Source organism: Knoellia sp. LjRoot47 (assembly GCF_964253435.1).
GTDB lineage: Bacteria > Actinomycetota > Actinomycetes > Actinomycetales > Dermatophilaceae > Knoellia.
The window spans coordinates 1,886,055-1,902,712 of sequence record NZ_CAXUQS020000001.1 but is presented as its reverse complement, the minus strand read 5'-3'; the positions used below and the strand labels follow the sequence as shown (position 1 = coordinate 1,902,712).

The following is a 16,658-nucleotide window of genomic DNA, read 5'->3' as shown; positions in this document are numbered from 1 at the left end:
CGGGCCGCGCAGGTCAGCTGGCGCAGCTCAGCGCGATCCCGTCGAGGATGTCGTGCTCCGAGGTGACGACCTGAGCCCTCGGTGAGTGCTCGAGGACCCGGCCGAGGACCTCGTGCCACACGAGGGCGCCGGCGCCGATGACGTCGACGCGACCAGGGTGCATGAAGCCGAGCGCTGCGCGATCCGCCGTCGTCATGTGAAGCAGGCTCTGCGAGGCCTCGCGGTGCGCTGCCGGGCTCAGCTCCGCGAGGTGGATCCGTCGCGGGTCGTATGCCGTGAGACCCAGTGCGTGCGCCGTGATCGTCGTGATGCTCCCGGCCAGGCCGACGACGGTGACGATGCCGTCGAGGTCGACGACCTCCTGCGCACGGTCGAGCGCCGAGGCGATGTCGCGGGTCGCGGCGGCGATCTCGTCAGCCGTCGGTGGGTCGCTGCGCAGGTGTCTCTCGCTGATGCGGACACAACCGACGTCGACCGACCGGGCGCCCTCGACGGACGTGGTGCCACGGACGAGCTCGGTCGAGCCGCCACCGAGGTCGACGACGAGGTAGGGACCGGCGACGTTCGCCGCGACCAGGTCGCCCGTCGCGCCGGTGAAGGACAGGTTGGCCTCAACATCGCCGCTCACGACCTCGGGTGAGACGTCGAATCCCGCTGCGGCAAAGGCCTTTTCGACCCCGGCGACGAACTCACCGGCGTTGCGGGCGTCACGCGAGGCCGAGGTGGCGACGAAGCGCACTCGTTCGACGGAGTGCTCGCGGCACTGGACGGCATACTCGCGCGTCTGGGCGAGCGTGCGCTCCATGGCGACGGGGTCGATGACCCCGGTGCGGTCCACGCCGTAGCCGAGCCGGACGACCTCGGTGCGACGGACGACGTCGGTGAGCGCACCGGAGTTGTCGACGTCGGCGACGAGGAGGCGGATCGAGTTCGTGCCGCAGTCGACGGCGCCGACCCGGGTCACCGTCCGGCGTCCGGGGTGCCCTCGGCGAGCTCGGTGCACGGGTGGTGCGCCCACCAGTCGGGGAGCATCTCGAGGGCCTCGTCGCCGAGCGGGTTGACGCCCTCGCCGACCGAGAGCGAGTGCGCGACGAGGACGTGCAGGCACTTGACGCGGTCGGGCATGCCCCCGGCGCTGATGCCGTCGATCTCGTCGACCTGGCCGAGCCCGCCGCGGCGGGCGAGGTAGTCGGCGTGCGCAGCGGCATAGCGCTCGGCGAGCTCGGCATCCTCGCCCAGGCGGTCGGTCATGTCGCGCATGACACCCTGCGACTCGAGGGTGCTGATCGCGCCGGTGAGCCGGGGGCAGGTGGCGTAGAACGATGTCGGGAACGGCGTGCCATCGGGCAGGCGCGGCAGGGTGCGCAGGACGTCGGGCTCGCCGCACGGGCAGCGGTGCGAGACCTCGACGACCCCACGCGGGATCCTCCCGAGCTGGCGCTCCACGGCGTCGAGGTCCGCCTGCGCGACCGGTGTGGGGTCCGGGGTGGCGCCCGTCGGAGCGCTCACCGGCGGTTGGCGGGCACGTCAGCCGCCTTCATCGAGGACCAGACGGTGTCGTACCAGGGTCCGGGGACCTCGGTGCTGTGCGCGATGGCGCCCGTGGGCTGCCGCACCTGGGGGTCGAGCACGGTGTAGGACTTCTCTCCGACCTTGACGAACTTGAGGCGGGTACGGGCCTGCTGCTCGACGTAGGCGGGGTCCTCCCAGCGAGCTTGCTCCGCCTGGAGCTCCTCGACCGTGACCTTCTGCGAGGCGACCCGGTCGCGCATGGCGCTGATGTCGGACTTCTGCTGCACGTAGGCCCGCAGGGTGGGTGCGACGAGCACGACGAGGAAGAGCGCGACGGCGCCGAGGGCGATCCGGCGCAGGGTGCGGCGGTTGCTCCGCGCGGCGGTGAGCCGGCCGCGCCAGCTCGCCGCCGCGATCTCGGAGGCCCGGCTCGGGCTCGCCGGACCGCCGCCGCGGGTGGCGCGGGTGACACGGGCACGCGAGGTCGGTCGCGAGGATGCCGGACGTCGTGGTGACGATCCGGGTCCGCGGCTGCTCCCGCGTGCCATCCGCTCCCGCCTCAGGCCTTGCCGGCGGTGAAGCGCGGGAAGGCCGCGGCTCCGGCGTACTCGGCGGCGTCGTCGAGCTCCTCCTCGATGCGGAGCAGCTGGTTGTACTTGGCGACGCGCTCGGAGCGGGCCGGTGCGCCGGTCTTGATCTGGCCGCAGTTGGTGGCGACGGCGAGGTCGGCGATCGTCGTGTCCTCGGTCTCGCCGGAGCGGTGGCTCATCATGCAGCGGAACCCGGCGCGCTGGGCCATCTCGACGGCGTCGAGGGTCTCGGTGAGGGTGCCGATCTGGTTGACCTTGACGAGCAGCGCGTTGGCGGTGCCGGTCTCGATGCCGCGGGCGAGGCGCTCGGGGTTGGTGACGAAGAGGTCGTCGCCGACGAGCTGGACCTGGGTGCCGAGGCGGTCGGTCATGGCCTTCCAGCCGTCCCAGTCGTCCTCGTTGAGCGGGTCCTCGATGGAGACGAGCGGGTACGAGGCGACGAGGTCGGCGTAGTAGTCGACCATCTCGGCGGCGGACTTCTTGCCGCCCTCGAAGGAGTAGGACCCGCCGTCGGCCTCGTCGTAGAACTCGCTGGCCGCCACGTCGAGCGCGAGGGCGATCTGCTCACCGGGGGTGTAGCCGGCCTTCTCGATCGCCTCGAGGATGAGGTCGAGCGCGGCGCGGTTGCTCTCGAGGTTGGGCGCGAACCCACCCTCGTCGCCGAGACCCGTGGACAGGCCCTTCTCCTTGAGGACGGCCTTGAGCGAGTGGTAGACCTCGGCGCCCCAGCGCAGCGCCTCACGGAAGGTCTCGGCGCCGATCGGCGCGATCATGAACTCCTGGATGTCGACGTTGGAGTCGGCGTGGGAGCCACCGTTCAAAATGTTGAGCATCGGCACCGGCAGGACGCGCGCGTTGGGGCCACCGAGGTAGCGGAACAGCGGCAGGCCTGCCGACTCCGCGGCGGCCTTGGCGACGGCCAGGCTCACGCCGAGGATCGCGTTGGCGCCGACCTTCTCCTTGTTCTTGGAGCCGTCGATGGCGATCATCTCGGCGTCGACGAGGCGCTGGTCGTGCGCCTCGAAGCCGAGGAGCTTGGGGCCGAGGTCGTCGATGACCGCGTCGACGGCCTTCTCGACGCCCTTGCCGAGGTAGCGGTTCTTGTCACCGTCACGGCGCTCGGCTGCCTCGAAGGCGCCGGTGGAGGCGCCGCTGGGCACGGCAGCGCGGGTCATGGTCCCGTCGTCGAGGGCGACCTCGACCTCGACGGTGGGGTTGCCTCGCGAGTCAAGGATCTCGCGTGCGCCGACGGCGTCGATGCTGGCCACTGGTGCTCCTGAGGTGGGACGGAGGGGTGTCGTCCTGAGCCTAGCCCGTGCCCGCCGCAGGCCGACCGACCGACCCGCACCCCCGGCATACGTGCGTGGTCCGTTGCGGTTCGCGACCACCCCCCGTTCCACGCGAGCACGAATGCGCGAGGCGAGCACCGATGGGTGCTCGCCTCGGCACGCTCTGCTCGTCTCGCAGGCTCCGGCGTCAGAGGGCGGCGTGGGCGACGGCGAGGGCGGCGCCGAGGCGAGCGTTGTGGCGCACCAGCGCGATGTTGGTGTCGAGGCTGCGGCCGTCGGAGAGCTCGACGATCCGGCCGAGGAGGAACGGGGTGATGTCCTTGCCGATGATGCCGCGCTCGCCGCACTCGGCGACGGCCCGGTCGATGAGCTCGGAGATCTCGTCGGGCGTCATCTCGTCCTCGGCGGGCACGGGGTTGGTCACCGCGAGGCCCCCGCGCAGGCCGAGGTCCCACTTGATGCGCATCATCTCGGCGAGCTCCTCGACGGTGTCGCTGCGCATCGGGGAGGTGAAGCCCGACGAGCGCGAGTAGAACGACGGGAACTCGTCCGAGCCCACCGTGACGACAGGCACGCCCAGCGTCTCGAGGACCTCGAGGGTGCGGCCGATGTCGAGGATCGACTTCACGCCGGCCGAGACGACGGCGACGTCGGTCTGGCTCAGCTCGGTGAGGTCGGCCGAGACGTCCATGGAGTCCTCGGCGCCGCGGTGCACGCCTCCCAGGCCACCGGTGACGAAGACGCGGATGCCGGCGAGCGCCGCCAGCCGCATGGTCGAGGCGACGGTCGTGGCGCCGTGGCGCTTGGTGGCCATGACGTGCGGGAGGTCGCGCAGGCTCACCTTGGCGACGTCCTCGTGAGTGGCGAGCAGCTCGAGCTCGTCGGCCGAGAGACCGATCCGGGCGACACCGTCGAGGACGGCGATCGTCGCCGGGGTGGCGCCGCCGTCGCGCACGATCTGCTCGACCTCGCGTGCCATCTCGACGTTGCGCGGGTAGGGCATGCCGTGGCTGATGATCGTCGACTCGAGTGCGACGACGGGGCGGCCGGCCGTGAGAGCCTCGGCGACCTCCGGTGCGAGGGCGAGGGCAGAGTGCGGGGTGGTGGTGACGGTGCTCATGCGGATCCTTGTGACGTGAGGCGCCCGGAGACGAGCGCGGCGGTGAGGTCGGGGCGGACGGTGTGGACGGACTCGGTCGTGAGGGCGGCCGTGGCCTGCCCGAACGCGGCGGCGGCGACCGGGTCGTCGTCACGCAGCAGGGCATGGACGAAGCCGGCGGTCATCGAGTCGCCGGCGCCGGTCACGTCGACGACCTCGGAGCTGATGGTGCTGTCGGTGCTGACCGTCGGGCGACCGGCGCCGTCCGCGGCCATCGAGGAGAGCAGGCTCCCCCGAACGCCCCGCCGCACCCAGACGTGACGGACGCCGAGGTCGTGCAGGTCGGCGGCCGCGCGGCTGATCGCGGGGACCGTGTCGGCGACCTCACGGTCAACGAGGGCGGCGAGCTCGGCGATGTTGGGGGTGACCGCGAGCACCGGCCGAGCCGGTGCGAGGAGGGGTCGCAGGCGCCCCGCCTTGACCACGGAGACCGGCTCCAGCACGACCGGGACGCCGGCGGCGCCGGCGAGGTCGGCCAGCCAGGTCGCCACGACGAGCGGGACGTTGCCGTCGACGACGAGGAGGTCGCAGTGCTGGACGAGCGCCTTGGCCGGCTCGACGTCCGCGACGGTGAGGCTGTCGGTGGCGCTCATGTCGGACACGGCGACGGCGAGGTCACCCTCGTGGTCGAGGACGGCGAGGTAGGTGCCGGTGGGTCGCGTGCCGACGACGACGTGATCCAGGCTCACGCCGGCGGTGCGGGTGTGACCGAGGAGCTCCTCACCGAACGAGTCGCTCCCGACGGCGGCCACCAGGTGGGTGGGCGTGCCCAGTCGCGCGAGGTTCTCAGCGATGTTGCGCCCGACGCCGCCGGGGTTGGTCGACACGGTTCCGGGGTTGCTCGTCGCCGGGTCGAGTCGGGACGTCGAGCGTGCCTTGACGTCCATGATCGCTCCGCCGACGACGACGACACCGGCCTCGCCCCGCACCAGGTAGCCGCGGCCGAGGATCGCGCCCTTGCGCGTGAGGTTGGACAGGGCCACCGACATCGACGCCCGGGTCGTGCCGAGGCGGTCAGCCAGCGCGGCCGCGTCGAGCAGCGGGTCGGCGCGGAGCTGGGCGAGGATTGCCTGCTCCTGTGGCGTGAGTTTCACATTGCATATACAAGCAGAGTTTGGAAGAACAAGCAAGAGTCCTGTGCCGTGGGGCCGTGCCTCACGCTGAGGACGGTCACGGCCGGGGACAGGCGGACGGACGGGCGTCACGGCATACGGAAGGGTCCGGTCCCCCTGCGGACCGGACCCTTCCGTGTCAGTGCGTGACGGCGGCCAGGTCACGCCGGGTGAGCGGCGTGACGGTGGCTGCGGCGCGACACGAGGGCAACCCCGGCGCCGGCGAGCGCGATGCCGGCGAGGACACCCCCGCCGAGCTGGAGCATCTCGAGCGCGTTGTCGTCGATCGTCACCGTGCTGACCGAGCCGGGCGTGGTACCGCCCTCGTAGCAGTCGGTCTGGCAGCTCCACTCCTGCTGGGAGCCGTTGCCGGGGTCGGGGCGGGCGCTGGCGGGCCCGACGACCGAGAAGGCGAGGATCCCGGTGGCACCGGCGACGGTGAGTGCCCGGCGGAGGCTGGTCGTGTGCGACATGGCGTGGTCCTTTCGTGACCGGTGGGGTGTCGGACGGGGTGTCCGGACTCCGTTGTCGCACGGGGTGGTACCAAGTGGTCATCGGTGCGGTATCAGCCGGGTATCAGTGCTATTGACGGGCCTGTCGCCCGGTTCCACAGTCGAGGCATGCGCATCGCGCTGCTGGGATCCCTGCAGGTCGACGACGGACAGACGCCCCTGAGTCCCCGAGACCGGGTGATCCTGCTCGCCCTCGCCTCGCGACCGGGTTCGGAGCTGAGCACGCAGGCGCTGGCCGAGACGCTGTGGGGGGACCACCTCCCGGACAGCTGGCAGAAGGTCGTCCAGGGGTGCATCTCCCGGCTGCGCAAGGCGCTGGGCCCGGAGTCCGTCCAGACGACCGCGCACGGCTACCGCCTCACCCTCCACCGCGAGGAGATGGACCACGCGCAGTTCGAGCACCTCCTGGTGCGGGCCCGGCAGCTCTTGGCCGACGGCGAGCCCGAGCGTGCCCTGTTCGTCACGGGCCAAGCCCGGCAGCTGTGGCGGGGCGAGCCGTTCGTCGAGCTGGCCGACTGGGAGCAGGGGCGCGCCGAGTCCGAGCGGCTGCTCGAGCTGTGGCGCGACGCCGAGGACCTGCACGCCGAGGCGGGGCTGCGCGCGGGCCATCACCGGGACGTTCTCACCGTCGTCAGCCGTCTCGTCCACGAGCAGCCGACCCGTGAGCGCCGGTGGGGCCTGCTGGCGCTCGCCCTGTACCAGGAGGGGCGCCAGGGTGACGCGCTGCAGACGTTGCACCGGGCCAAGCAGACGCTGGTCGAGGAACTCGGCCTCGACCCCGGACCCGAGCTGGTCGAGCTGGAACAGGCGATCCTCAGGCAGGACCCGCAGCTCTCGGTCGCCGCGGCGGACCTGTCACCGTCGAGCGCCGACTGCCCCTACCTGGGGCTCATCGCCTACGACATCGGCGACGCGTCGACGTTCTTCGGGCGGGAGAGCGACGTCCTGGCGTGCCTGCGGCGCCTGGGCGAGTCCGGTGTCGTGGCCATCCTCGGGCCCTCGGGGTGCGGCAAGTCGTCGTTGGCACGCGCCGGGGTCGGGGCCGCCCTCGAGCGCGACGGGCGCCGCGTCCACGTCATGACACCCGGTCCCCACCCGGCCGACACCCTGACCGCCCTGCACCTGCGACCCCAGGACGTGCTCGTCGTCGACCAGTGCGAGGAGGCGCTGGCGCTGCCACCGGACTCGCCGCAGCGCACCGACTTCGTCGACGCCGTCGTCGCGTTCGCCGAGTCGGGGCGGGGGCAGCTCGTGGTGTCGATGCGCGCCGACCGCCTGGGCGACCTGTCCAGCCACCCCGAGCTCGCCCGGGTCGTGGAGTCCGGGCTCTACCTCCTCGGGCCGATGGCGGAGGAGGACCTGCGGCGCGCCATCGAGGGCCCGGCCGCGCAGGCGGGCCTGCGACTCGAGCCCGGCCTCGTCGACCTGCTGTTGCGCGAGGTCACCGGCGAGCCGGCGGCCCTGCCCCTGCTCTCGCACGTGCTGCGCCAGACCTGGGCCCACCGCGAGGGCGCGACGCTCACCGTGGACGGGTATGCCGTGACCGGGGGTGTGCGCGCGGCCGTCGCGCAGTCGGCGGAGGGGCTCTTCAGACGGCTCGACGCCCGGGGGCAGGACATCGTCCGCGAGCTCATGCTCCGGCTCGTCTCGCCGGACGAGGGCGGCGACCCCGTCCGCACCCGGGTGCCGCGTCGGACGGTGACCACCGACGCCGCGCACTCCGAGCTGGTCGAGCAGCTCGTCGCGGCACGCCTGCTGGCCAGCGACGGTGACACCATCGAGATCGCCCACGAGTCCCTCGCCGTCGCTTGGCCACGGCTCCGGTCCTGGCTCGACGAGGACGTCGAGGGCCTGCGGATCATGCGTCACCTCAGCGTCGCCGCGCAGAGCTGGGACGAGCTCGGCCGGCCCGACAGCGAGCTCTACCGCGGCACACGCCAGGCGCGGGCGTCCGAGTGGCACGCGCGGTCGCATCCCGCGCTCACCCCGGAGGAGCTCGCCTTCCTCGAGTCCTCGCACGCGCTCGCCGAGCGGGAGCAGCGCGCGACGAAGGAGCAGGTGCGCCGCGAGCGCCGGCTCAACAACCGCCTCCGGCTGGGCCTTGCAGGGACCGCCGCGGCGCTCGCCGTTGCCATCGCGCTGGGCACGGTGGCCAAGGCGAGCGGCGACCGCGCCGACCGCGAGGCGGCGACGGCGTCGCAGCAGGCCCGAGCCGCCGACGCGCGACGGCTCGGCGCCGAGGCCCTGGCGTCCGACGACCTCGACCGGTCGATCCTCCTCGCCGCCGCGGGGGTGGCGCTGGACGACTCCTACGACACCCGCAGCGCCCTGCTGGCGTCGCTGGCCAGGGGACCCGCCCTCACCGCCTCCACCCGCACGACGGACAACATCCTCAACCTTGCGGTCAACCCCGCGACCGACGAGCTGCTCAGCATGGGTTCCCCCTCGGGGCTGGCCACCTACGACGGCACCACCCTTCGCCCGGTGCCGGGACGGGAGCGCCTCCGTGGGGTCGGTGTGGCGTCGAGCGCGGAGGGCAGTCTCACTGCCGTCTCGATGTGGCGCGACGACGTCGAGAACGGAGACCAGCCCGCGATCGTGCTGCTCGACCGGTCCGGGGCAAGGGCGAGCACCCAGCCCGGCGGCCAGCCTCCCGGCACGAACGTCTGGAACACCCTGATGTTCAGCGCCGACGGCCGGAGGCTCGCTGCGCGGATGGTCGACATCGGCGGGACCCGCGAGCCGGTGACGGCCATCTGGGACCTGCAGGCCCCCGCACGCCCTCGGCTCCTGGCGCTGCCGGACACCGACTTCTCGCTGCCGAGCTCGGACGGCCGGACGGTCTGGTCCACCGGTGAGAACAGGTTCGTCGTGACCGAGCTGCCGGCCGGCACCAGCCGCGTCCTCCTGCCGCCGGCGTTCGGCGTCCGCCAGCTCTCCGACGTCATCGCGGTGGCTCCGGACGGCGCCACGCTCGCCCTCGGCGCCGGGGCCGAGGTGGCCTTGGTGGACACCGCGACCCTCAGGTCGAAGGGCTTCCTCTCCGGCTACGGCTGGGTGACCTCGGTGGCCTTCTCGCGAGATGGCACACGGGTGGCCACCGCGGGTGACCGCCTCGTGGTGTGGGACGTCACGGGAGAGGAACCCCGTGAGGTCCTCGTCGAGGAGAACGCCGGTGAGCAGCCGGCCTTCAGCGGGGACGGCACCACCGTCTACACCAAGACCTTCGACGGCCTGCTGCAGGCGTGGGACCTCACCGGGAACCGGCGCTTCCTCAAGGGTGCCGTCACCCCACCTCTCGACTGGAACGAGCCACTGGTCCGCTTCTCCCCCGACGGAACGGCGGTCGGCTACGTCGAGGGAGGGCAGAGGTTCACGACCCGGACCGTTGCGACCGGGCAGCTCGGCAGGACCATCGAGCCGGGTCTGCCCCAGCGGTCGTTCATCGACTTCGCGTGGCACCCCGACGGCACCACGGTCAACGTCACGAGCGGGTCGCCGCAGGTGCGCACCTGGGATGCCACCAGCGGGCGCCAGCTCACGGAGCACCTGCTCTCGGCCGACCCTGACGGCGAGGGTGCGGGGATCGCCTTCTTCTCGGCGGACGGCAGCCGCCTCGTCGTGGGCTCGACGACGGGCCGCATCCACGCGCTCGACGCCAGGACCCTGAAGCCGGTGCGCGACCCCATCCAGGTGTACGTCAAGGCCGACGGCAGCCCGGACCCCAGGGAGCTGCCCACGATCGCGCTGAGCCCCGACAACCGCACCGTCTTCCTCCCGGACCGGATCGTCGACTACGTGTCGGGGAGCGTGAGGCCCATGCCCGACCTCGGGACGAAGGTCAAGAACCTCTGGCCCTCCCCCGACGGCAGGCGACTCGCACTCGGGACCGACAGCGGGCTGGGCATGGTCGACGCCGCGACGATGCGATGGATCTGGCGACCGAACCCGAACCAGTCGCAGCTCGTCGGCTGGTCGAGCGCGTACAGCAGGGACGGCCGGCTCTTCGCCAGCGTCGAAGAGGGACGACTGAGCTACTGGGACGCCGACACGGGAGTGCTGCAGGCGACGGTCGTCGTGGACGAGGGTGGCACGCCCGGCTTCAGCGACGACGGGCGACGGATCACCTTCGCGGGGGTCTCGGGGTCGGTCCGCACCTGGGACCTCGACCCGGCGTCGTGGCTCGCGACCGCGTGCCGGCTGGCGGGACGTGGCCTCACCGAGCAGGAGTGGCGCCTGCACCTGCCCAACCGGCCGTTCATCCCCGTGTGCGCCGACTGACCCGCGCCGGTATGCCGTCCGCCCGCGTCGCTGCTCACCAGAGGTCGGCGGTCGCGAACGTCCCATCGGTGCCGTCGAACACCACGACGATCCGCAGGTCCTCGACGCCGTCGTTGCCCTCGCAGATCGTCGTCTCGTCGGTGGCGACCTTCGCCGTCGCCGGGCAGGACACCTCCTCGTAGTAGAAGTCGTCGTCCCGCACCAGCGCTTCCGCCAGGGCCTCACCTGTCACGGAGCCGTCCGGCCCGACGGCGACCCGACCGGTCGGGGGACCACCCATGAACCCCTCGTCGCCCATGAAGCCGCCACCGAGCACGAGTCCGAAGAAGAGCATGGGCAGCACGGTCATCGCGATCACGGTGAGCACCGCCCCCACCCCCGCCCCGGCGAGCCCGGCCAGCCACGGGTTGAGACCACCACCTCGCGCAGGAGGTGCCGACATGCCGACGTATGCCGGCGGGCCGGCATACGGATCGGGCGCACCCGACGGGGGTGGGCCGGCATACCGGCTCTGGACCCAGTAGGGCGGCGGGCCGGCATACGGTCCCTGTCCGGAGGGCGGGTACTGCTGCGACAACGAGGGCTCCTGGGTGCGGGGAGCACAGAGTCGCACGAGGACGGCTCCACGGTCGGTCGAACGGTCGATTCGTGACCCGACGGTGCCGGTCCCTCTCAGTCCCGGGGCAGGTAGCTGTTCGAGCCGATGGGGACCTGCGTCCACACGAACCGGCCCGAGCCGTCCAGGAAGAGCACGACGACCCTCTCCTCCGGGAGACCCTCATGCGTGCACACGGACGTGGCGTCCGCGACGACCGGCCGGACGTCGCGACACCGGAGCCGGCCACCGTCGGGGTCGAGCGAACCCGACAGTGCCGCGGCCACCGCCTCACCGGTGACGCCGCCGGACGGGTCGACGACCACCGACGCCTCGTTGAGCATCGGTATCGGCTCACCCATCTCGATCTCGGTCGAGCCGGGCGCGTAGGCGAACCAGCCGAATGGCGCGAGCGCGAACCCGAAGAACATCTGCAGCACGAGGAACCCCGCGACCGTCAGCGAGACGGCAAGGGCGGCGGCGGACAGACCGAGGGCCCAGCCCGAAGCGCTCTGCGTCCGAGGCGTGCCCGGAGCGACGGAGTGCGGAACCGGCGACCCGGCCGGCCCTGACGGAACCCGCGGGACCTGCGGACTCTGCGGAACCTGAGCTGACATGCGGCCTCCCCGGTGATCACCACACCGTGGCACACGACGAGGGCCGAGGGAACGGGTTCAGCGAGCCGACCTGTCGGCCTTCTCCTGCGCCTTGATCCGCGCCCAGGCCTCCTCGACCTCCTCGGGTGTGGAGGCGTCGCCGTCGGCGAAGACGTGCGGGTGGCGCCGGACGAGCTTGGCGACCAGCCCTCCGGCGACGTCGTCGATGTCGAACCGCTCGTCGGCCTCCGACGCGTCCTCGGCGACGCGCGCGTGGAAGAGCACCTGGAGCAGCACGTCCCCGAGCTCCTCGGCGAGGTGCTCCCGGTCGCCCGACTCGATCGCCTCGACCGTCTCCGCGGCCTCCTCGGTGAGGTACTTCGCCAGCGACTCGTGGGTCTGCTTCGCGTCCCAGGGGCAGCCACCGGGCGAGCGCAGCCGGTCCATGACGGCGACGGCGTCGAGGAGGCGCGAGCCGGGCACGTCCCACGAGCCGACGACCATCTCGACCTCGGGCGGGGTCTCGAGCCGCGACACCTCGGACGCGATCGCGTCGGTGAGCCCCGGGTCGGCGTCGGACGAACCGAGCCAGACGACGTCGCACTCGCGCGACCGGTCGACGAGCAGCCGCGCCAGCTCGGGCGGCGACAGCTCCTCGCCCACGGCGTCGACCGACAGCCCCGACTCGACGACGGCGTCGACGAGCGGCTCGGTCAGGTCGCGGGACAGGCGCACGGACGCCGACTCCACGGCATACCAGGCACTGCGGGACATCAGGCCCGGCGCGACGCGGGGGCTCGTGACGAGGAGGCTCAGCCGCCCCACGACGTCACTGCACCGGTGCGGTGGGCGCCGCCGGGACCATCCAGTTGGGCTGGGCGGCGACGACCGAGGCCTGCTGCGGGTCGAAGGTGCCGTAGCGGGGGTTGATCTTCATCGGGATCTCGGCGAACTTCTTCGTGAGCGCCTGGCGACCCGCGTCGTCGACCTGCTGCAGGCTCGCCTCGGCCTGGAGGATCTCGACGGTGGAGTCGGCCGGCGTCTCGGGGAAGTCCTTGAGCGCCGCGCGAGCCGCGGACTCGCTCTGCGCACGGCCGGCGGCGGCCGCGGCCTCGTTGATGTAGGGCGCCCGGATGAGCAGGGTCAGCGTCTGGGCGGCCGTGAGCGGCTGCTCGGGCTTGAACGCCCTGTTGATCTGGGCGGTCGCCTCGCGCACCTGCTGCTCGGTGATGACGCGGCCGTCGACGACCGCAGCCGTCTCGGCCGAGGTCGTGCCCGCGCAGGCGGACAGGGCGAGGACGCCCGCGAGGGCGATGGCGGTCGTGCGAGCCTTTGCGGCCTTCACTGGGTGTCCCTTCGTCAACGGGTGGCCCGGGATCCGGTCGTGGATCCGGTGGTGGCCACCGTGGCTGCTACCCCGACATTGTCCATGACGACACTGCGGATCACCGCACCCGCCCACTCGAGGACGTCGCGGTTGCGCAGCGGCTGCCCTCCGATGCGGGCCGTCATGGGCTTGGGCACGAGGATCGTGCCGAGTGCGGGCTTGATGATCGAGCCCGGGTAGAGGCGCTGCAGGCGCAGCTCCTGGCTCTCGCGCAGCTCGACCGGTCCGAACCGGACGGTGTTGCCCTGGACCGAGATGTCGCGGATACCCGCGGCCCTCGCCACGGTGCGCAGACGAGCCACCTCGATGAGGTTGTTGACCGGCTCCGGCGGCTTGCCGTAGCGGTCGACGAGCTCGGCGAGGATCTCGTCCAGCGCCGCCTCGTCGGCGACGGTCGCGAGCTTCTTGTAGGCCTCGAGCCGCAACCTCTCCCCCGGCACGTAGTCGTGCGGGAGGTGGGCGTCGACCGGCAGCTCGATCTTGATCTCGCCGATCTCCTCGTCGGCGTCGCCGCGGAAGCTCGCGACGGCCTCGCCGACGAGCCGGACGTAGAGGTCGAAGCCGACCCCCGCGATGTGCCCCGACTGCTCGCCGCCCAGGAGGTTGCCGGCGCCGCGGATCTCGAGGTCCTTCATCGCGACCTGCATGCCCGAGCCGAGGTCGGTGTGGCTCGCGATCGTCTGGAGCCGGTCGTGCGCCGTCTCGGTGAGCGGCACCTCGGGCGGGTAGAGGAAGTAGGAGTAGGCCCGCTCACGGCCACGCCCGACACGGCCGCGCAGCTGGTGCAGCTGGCTCAGCCCGAGGCGGTCGGCCCGCTCGACGATGAGCGTGTTGGCGTTGGAGATGTCGAGGCCGGTCTCGACGATCGTCGTGCAGACGAGGACGTCGAAGCGCTTCTCCCAGAAGTCGACGACGACCTCCTCGAGCTTGTGCTCGCCCATCTTGCCGTGGGCGACCGCGATGCGCGCCTCGGGGACGAGCTCGCGGATGCGGGCCGCGGCCTTCTCGATCGTCGACACCTTGTTGTGGATGTAGAAGACCTGCCCCTCACGGAGCAGCTCGCGCCGGATGGCGGCGGTGATCTGCTTTTCCTCGTAGGCACCGACGTAGGTGAGGACGGGGTGCCGCTCCTCGGGAGGCGTTGCGAGAGTGGACATCTCGCGTATGCCGGTCACGGCCATCTCGAGCGTGCGCGGGATCGGCGTCGCGGACATCGCGAGCACGTCGACGGCGGTGCGCAGCGACTTGAGCTGCTCCTTGTGCTCGACGCCGAAGCGCTGCTCCTCGTCGACGACGACGAGCCCGAGGTCCTTGAACTTGATCGAGTCGGACAGGAGCCGGTGGGTGCCGATGACGAGGTCGACGGTGCCGTCGGCCAGGCCCTCGATGACGGCGTCGGACTCCTTCTTGGAGATGAAGCGGCTCAGCGCCTTGACCGTCACGGGGTAGGGCGCATACCGCTCGGTGAAGGTCTGCAGGTGCTGCTGGACGAGCAGCGTCGTCGGCACGAGCACGGCGACCTGCTTGCCGTCCTGGATCGCCTTGAACGCGGCGCGCACGGCGATCTCGGTCTTGCCGTAGCCGACGTCACCGGCGAGGAGTCGGTCCATCGGGACCTCGCGCTCCATGTCGGCCTTGACCTCGTCGATCGAGCTGAGCTGGTCGGGCGTCTCGACGTAGGCGAAGGCGTCCTCGAGCTCGCGCTGCCACGGGGTGTCGCGGCTGAAGGCGTGCCCCTTGGTCGCCATGCGGGCGGAGTAGAGCTGGATGAGCTCGGCCGCGATCTGCTTGACGTAGCGGCGGGCCTTGGTCTTGGTCTGCTTCCAGTCCGAGCCGCCCATCTTGTTGAGGGTGGGCTGCTCGCCGCCGACGTAGCGCGTCACCTGGTCGAGCTGGTCGGTGGGCACGAAGAGCCGGTCGCCGGGCTGGCCTCGCTTGGACGCGGCGTACTCGATGACGAGGTACTCGCGGGTCGCGCCCTGCACGGTGCGCTGCATCATCTCGACGAACTTGCCGACTCCGTGCTGCTCGTGGACGACGAAGTCGCCGGGCTTGAGCTGGAGCGGGTCGACCTGGTTGCGGCGGCGGGACGGCATCCGCCGCATGTCCTTGGTCGACGGACCGGAGGACGGCGTGCCGGTGAGGTCGGTCTCGGTGAGGACGACGAGCCGGCTGCCCGGGTGGACGAACCCACGACCGAGCTGTGCGGTCGTCACGTGGACGACGCCGGGGTCGAAGTCTCCGAGCGCCTCGGGGGTCGCGTCGAGGCGGGCGGGCACCTCGGCCTCGCCGAGCACCTCGACGATGCGCTTGGCCGAGCCCTGTCCGTCGGTGGCGACGAGGATCCGCCAGCCGTCGTCGGTCCAGCGCCGCAGGTCGGCCGCCGCCGACTCGATGTCACCGCGGTATGCCGTGGCGTCCTCGGTCCCGGTCTCGGCCACCTCGCCGTCGGTCGTGTCAACGGTCTCGGTGTCGAGGGCGAACGGCGTGAGGTCCCACCACGGGTGCTCGGTGTCGCGCGCGTGGTCACGCAGGTCGGCGACCGACCAGAACGACGCGGACCCCAGGATCTTCTCGAGGTCGATGGGGACGGCATTGCCGGCGGCGGCGTTGGCCCAGCCTGCCTCGAGGAACTCCTGGCTCGTGGCGACGAGGTCGTGGGCGCGGGTGCGGACCCGCTCGGGGTCGCAGGCCACGACGGGCGACCCTGCGGGGAAGCTGTCGAGCATCGACTCCATGCCGTCGACGAGGGCGGGTGCGAGCGACTCCATGCCCTCGACGGCGATGCCGGCGGCGAGCTTGTGGAGCAGGTCGGCAGCGCCGGGCAGCTGGTCGGCGAGGGCGGCGGCGCGGTCGCGCACGGTGTCGGTGAGCAGCACCTCACGGCACGGCGGGGCCCAGAGGCCGTGCTCGGCGACCTCGAGGGAGCGCTGGTCGGCGACCTTGAACCAGCGGATCTCCTCGACCGTGTCGCCCCAGAACTCGACCCGGAGCGGGTGCTCCTCGGTCGGCGGGAAGACGTCGAGGATGCCTCCCCTGACGGCGAACTCGCCGCGTCGCTCGACGAGGTCGGTGCGGCTGTAGGCGGCGTTGACCAAGCCCTCGACGACCGCGTCGGGGTCGTGGTCCTCACCGGCGCGCAGCGCGACCGGCTCGAGGTCTCCGAGGCCGGTGGAGATCGGCTGCAGCACGGCCCGCACGGGAGCGACGACCACCGACAGCGGCCCGTGCGCGGCGTCGTCCTCGGCGACCGTGGCCGGGTGGGCGAGGCGGCGCAGGACAGCGAGACGGCGGCCGACGGTGTCGGAGCGCGGGCTGAGCCGCTCGTGGGGCAACGTCTCCCACGAGGGGAAGTCGGCGACGACGTCGGGATCGAGGACGCAGCCGAGCGCGGCCGTGAGGTCCTCGGCCTCGCGGCTCGTTGCGGTGACGACGAGCAGCGGCAGTCGGTCGGGCGCGGTGGCCCGCAGCCGCTGGACCGCCGCGGCGATGAGGGTGGGCCTGGCACCGGCGCTCACGGAGACGTCGAGCGACGACGTGCCACGGGCGGTGGCGGTGTCGAGGAGGGAGGAGATCTGGGGTGCCGCGCCGAGCTGGTCGACGAGGGGTTGCAGCGTGGGCATCG

13 protein-coding genes are annotated in these 16,658 nt (G+C 72.1%); 1 reads left to right on the top strand and 12 read right to left on the bottom strand.

Translation table 11 applies throughout. The features are described 5' to 3' along the window. Positions 1–13: 13 nt before the first annotated feature. The 7 genes from ACSQ11_RS09290 to ACSQ11_RS09260 form a co-directional block, all read right to left on the bottom strand. Positions 14–964, bottom strand: coding sequence for a Ppx/GppA phosphatase family protein (locus ACSQ11_RS09290; RefSeq protein WP_436004851.1), 951 nt, complete (start codon positions 962–964; stop codon positions 14–16). Beyond that, positions 961–1,509 carry a DUF501 domain-containing protein gene (locus ACSQ11_RS09285; RefSeq protein ID WP_436004850.1) on the bottom strand — a complete coding sequence of 183 codons (549 nt, stop codon included), beginning with the start codon at positions 1,507–1,509 and terminating at the stop codon, positions 961–963. The genes ACSQ11_RS09290 and ACSQ11_RS09285 overlap by 4 nt, the downstream gene beginning before the upstream one ends. Then, positions 1,506–2,060 carry an FtsB family cell division protein gene (locus tag ACSQ11_RS09280; RefSeq protein WP_436004849.1) on the bottom strand — a complete coding sequence of 185 codons (555 nt, stop codon included), beginning with the start codon at positions 2,058–2,060 and terminating at the stop codon, positions 1,506–1,508. Before ACSQ11_RS09280 ends, ACSQ11_RS09285 begins: the two co-directional genes overlap by 4 nt. Before the next feature lie 11 nt (positions 2,061–2,071). Next, complete coding sequence (eno, locus tag ACSQ11_RS09275) at positions 2,072–3,370, bottom strand: phosphopyruvate hydratase (RefSeq protein WP_436004848.1); 1,299 nt, start codon at positions 3,368–3,370, stop codon at positions 2,072–2,074. A gap of 208 nt (positions 3,371–3,578) precedes the next feature. After that, positions 3,579–4,511: a pseudouridine-5'-phosphate glycosidase gene (locus ACSQ11_RS09270; RefSeq protein WP_436004847.1), complete on the bottom strand. Its 933-nt coding sequence runs from the start codon at positions 4,509–4,511 to the stop codon at positions 3,579–3,581. Next, positions 4,508–5,644: a PfkB family carbohydrate kinase gene (locus ACSQ11_RS09265; RefSeq protein WP_436004846.1), complete on the bottom strand. Its 1,137-nt coding sequence runs from the start codon at positions 5,642–5,644 to the stop codon at positions 4,508–4,510. Before ACSQ11_RS09265 ends, ACSQ11_RS09270 begins: the two co-directional genes overlap by 4 nt. Before the next feature lie 179 nt (positions 5,645–5,823). Further along, complete coding sequence (locus tag ACSQ11_RS09260) at positions 5,824–6,135, bottom strand: hypothetical protein (RefSeq protein ID WP_436004845.1); 312 nt, start codon at positions 6,133–6,135, stop codon at positions 5,824–5,826. 147 nt (positions 6,136–6,282) lie between these two features. Between ACSQ11_RS09260 and ACSQ11_RS09255 the strand changes: the two genes are divergently transcribed. Then, positions 6,283–10,455 carry an nSTAND1 domain-containing NTPase gene (locus ACSQ11_RS09255; RefSeq protein ID WP_436004844.1) on the top strand — a complete coding sequence of 1,391 codons (4,173 nt, stop codon included), beginning with the start codon at positions 6,283–6,285 and terminating at the stop codon, positions 10,453–10,455. 34 nt (positions 10,456–10,489) lie between these two features. Here the strand turns inward: ACSQ11_RS09255 and ACSQ11_RS09250 are convergent, their stop codons facing one another. From ACSQ11_RS09250 to mfd, 5 genes are all read right to left on the bottom strand, one after another. Then, positions 10,490–11,032, bottom strand: a complete 543-nt coding sequence (locus ACSQ11_RS09250) for a DUF3824 domain-containing protein (RefSeq protein WP_436004843.1) — start codon at positions 11,030–11,032, stop codon at positions 10,490–10,492. A 95-nt stretch (positions 11,033–11,127) separates the two neighbouring features. Next, positions 11,128–11,667, bottom strand: a complete 540-nt coding sequence (locus tag ACSQ11_RS09245) for a hypothetical protein (protein ID WP_436004842.1) — start codon at positions 11,665–11,667, stop codon at positions 11,128–11,130. Between the two features lie 57 nt (positions 11,668–11,724). Further along, positions 11,725–12,471 carry a MazG family protein gene (locus tag ACSQ11_RS09240; RefSeq protein ID WP_436004841.1) on the bottom strand — a complete coding sequence of 249 codons (747 nt, stop codon included), beginning with the start codon at positions 12,469–12,471 and terminating at the stop codon, positions 11,725–11,727. Between the two features lie 4 nt (positions 12,472–12,475). After that, positions 12,476–12,991, bottom strand: coding sequence for a hypothetical protein (locus tag ACSQ11_RS09235; protein WP_436004840.1), 516 nt, complete (start codon positions 12,989–12,991; stop codon positions 12,476–12,478). A 14-nt stretch (positions 12,992–13,005) separates the two neighbouring features. Further along, positions 13,006–16,656 (bottom strand): transcription-repair coupling factor, encoded by a 3,651-nt coding sequence (mfd, locus tag ACSQ11_RS09230; RefSeq protein ID WP_436004839.1) that lies wholly within the window; start codon positions 16,654–16,656, stop codon positions 13,006–13,008. Positions 16,657–16,658 lie beyond the last annotated feature (2 nt).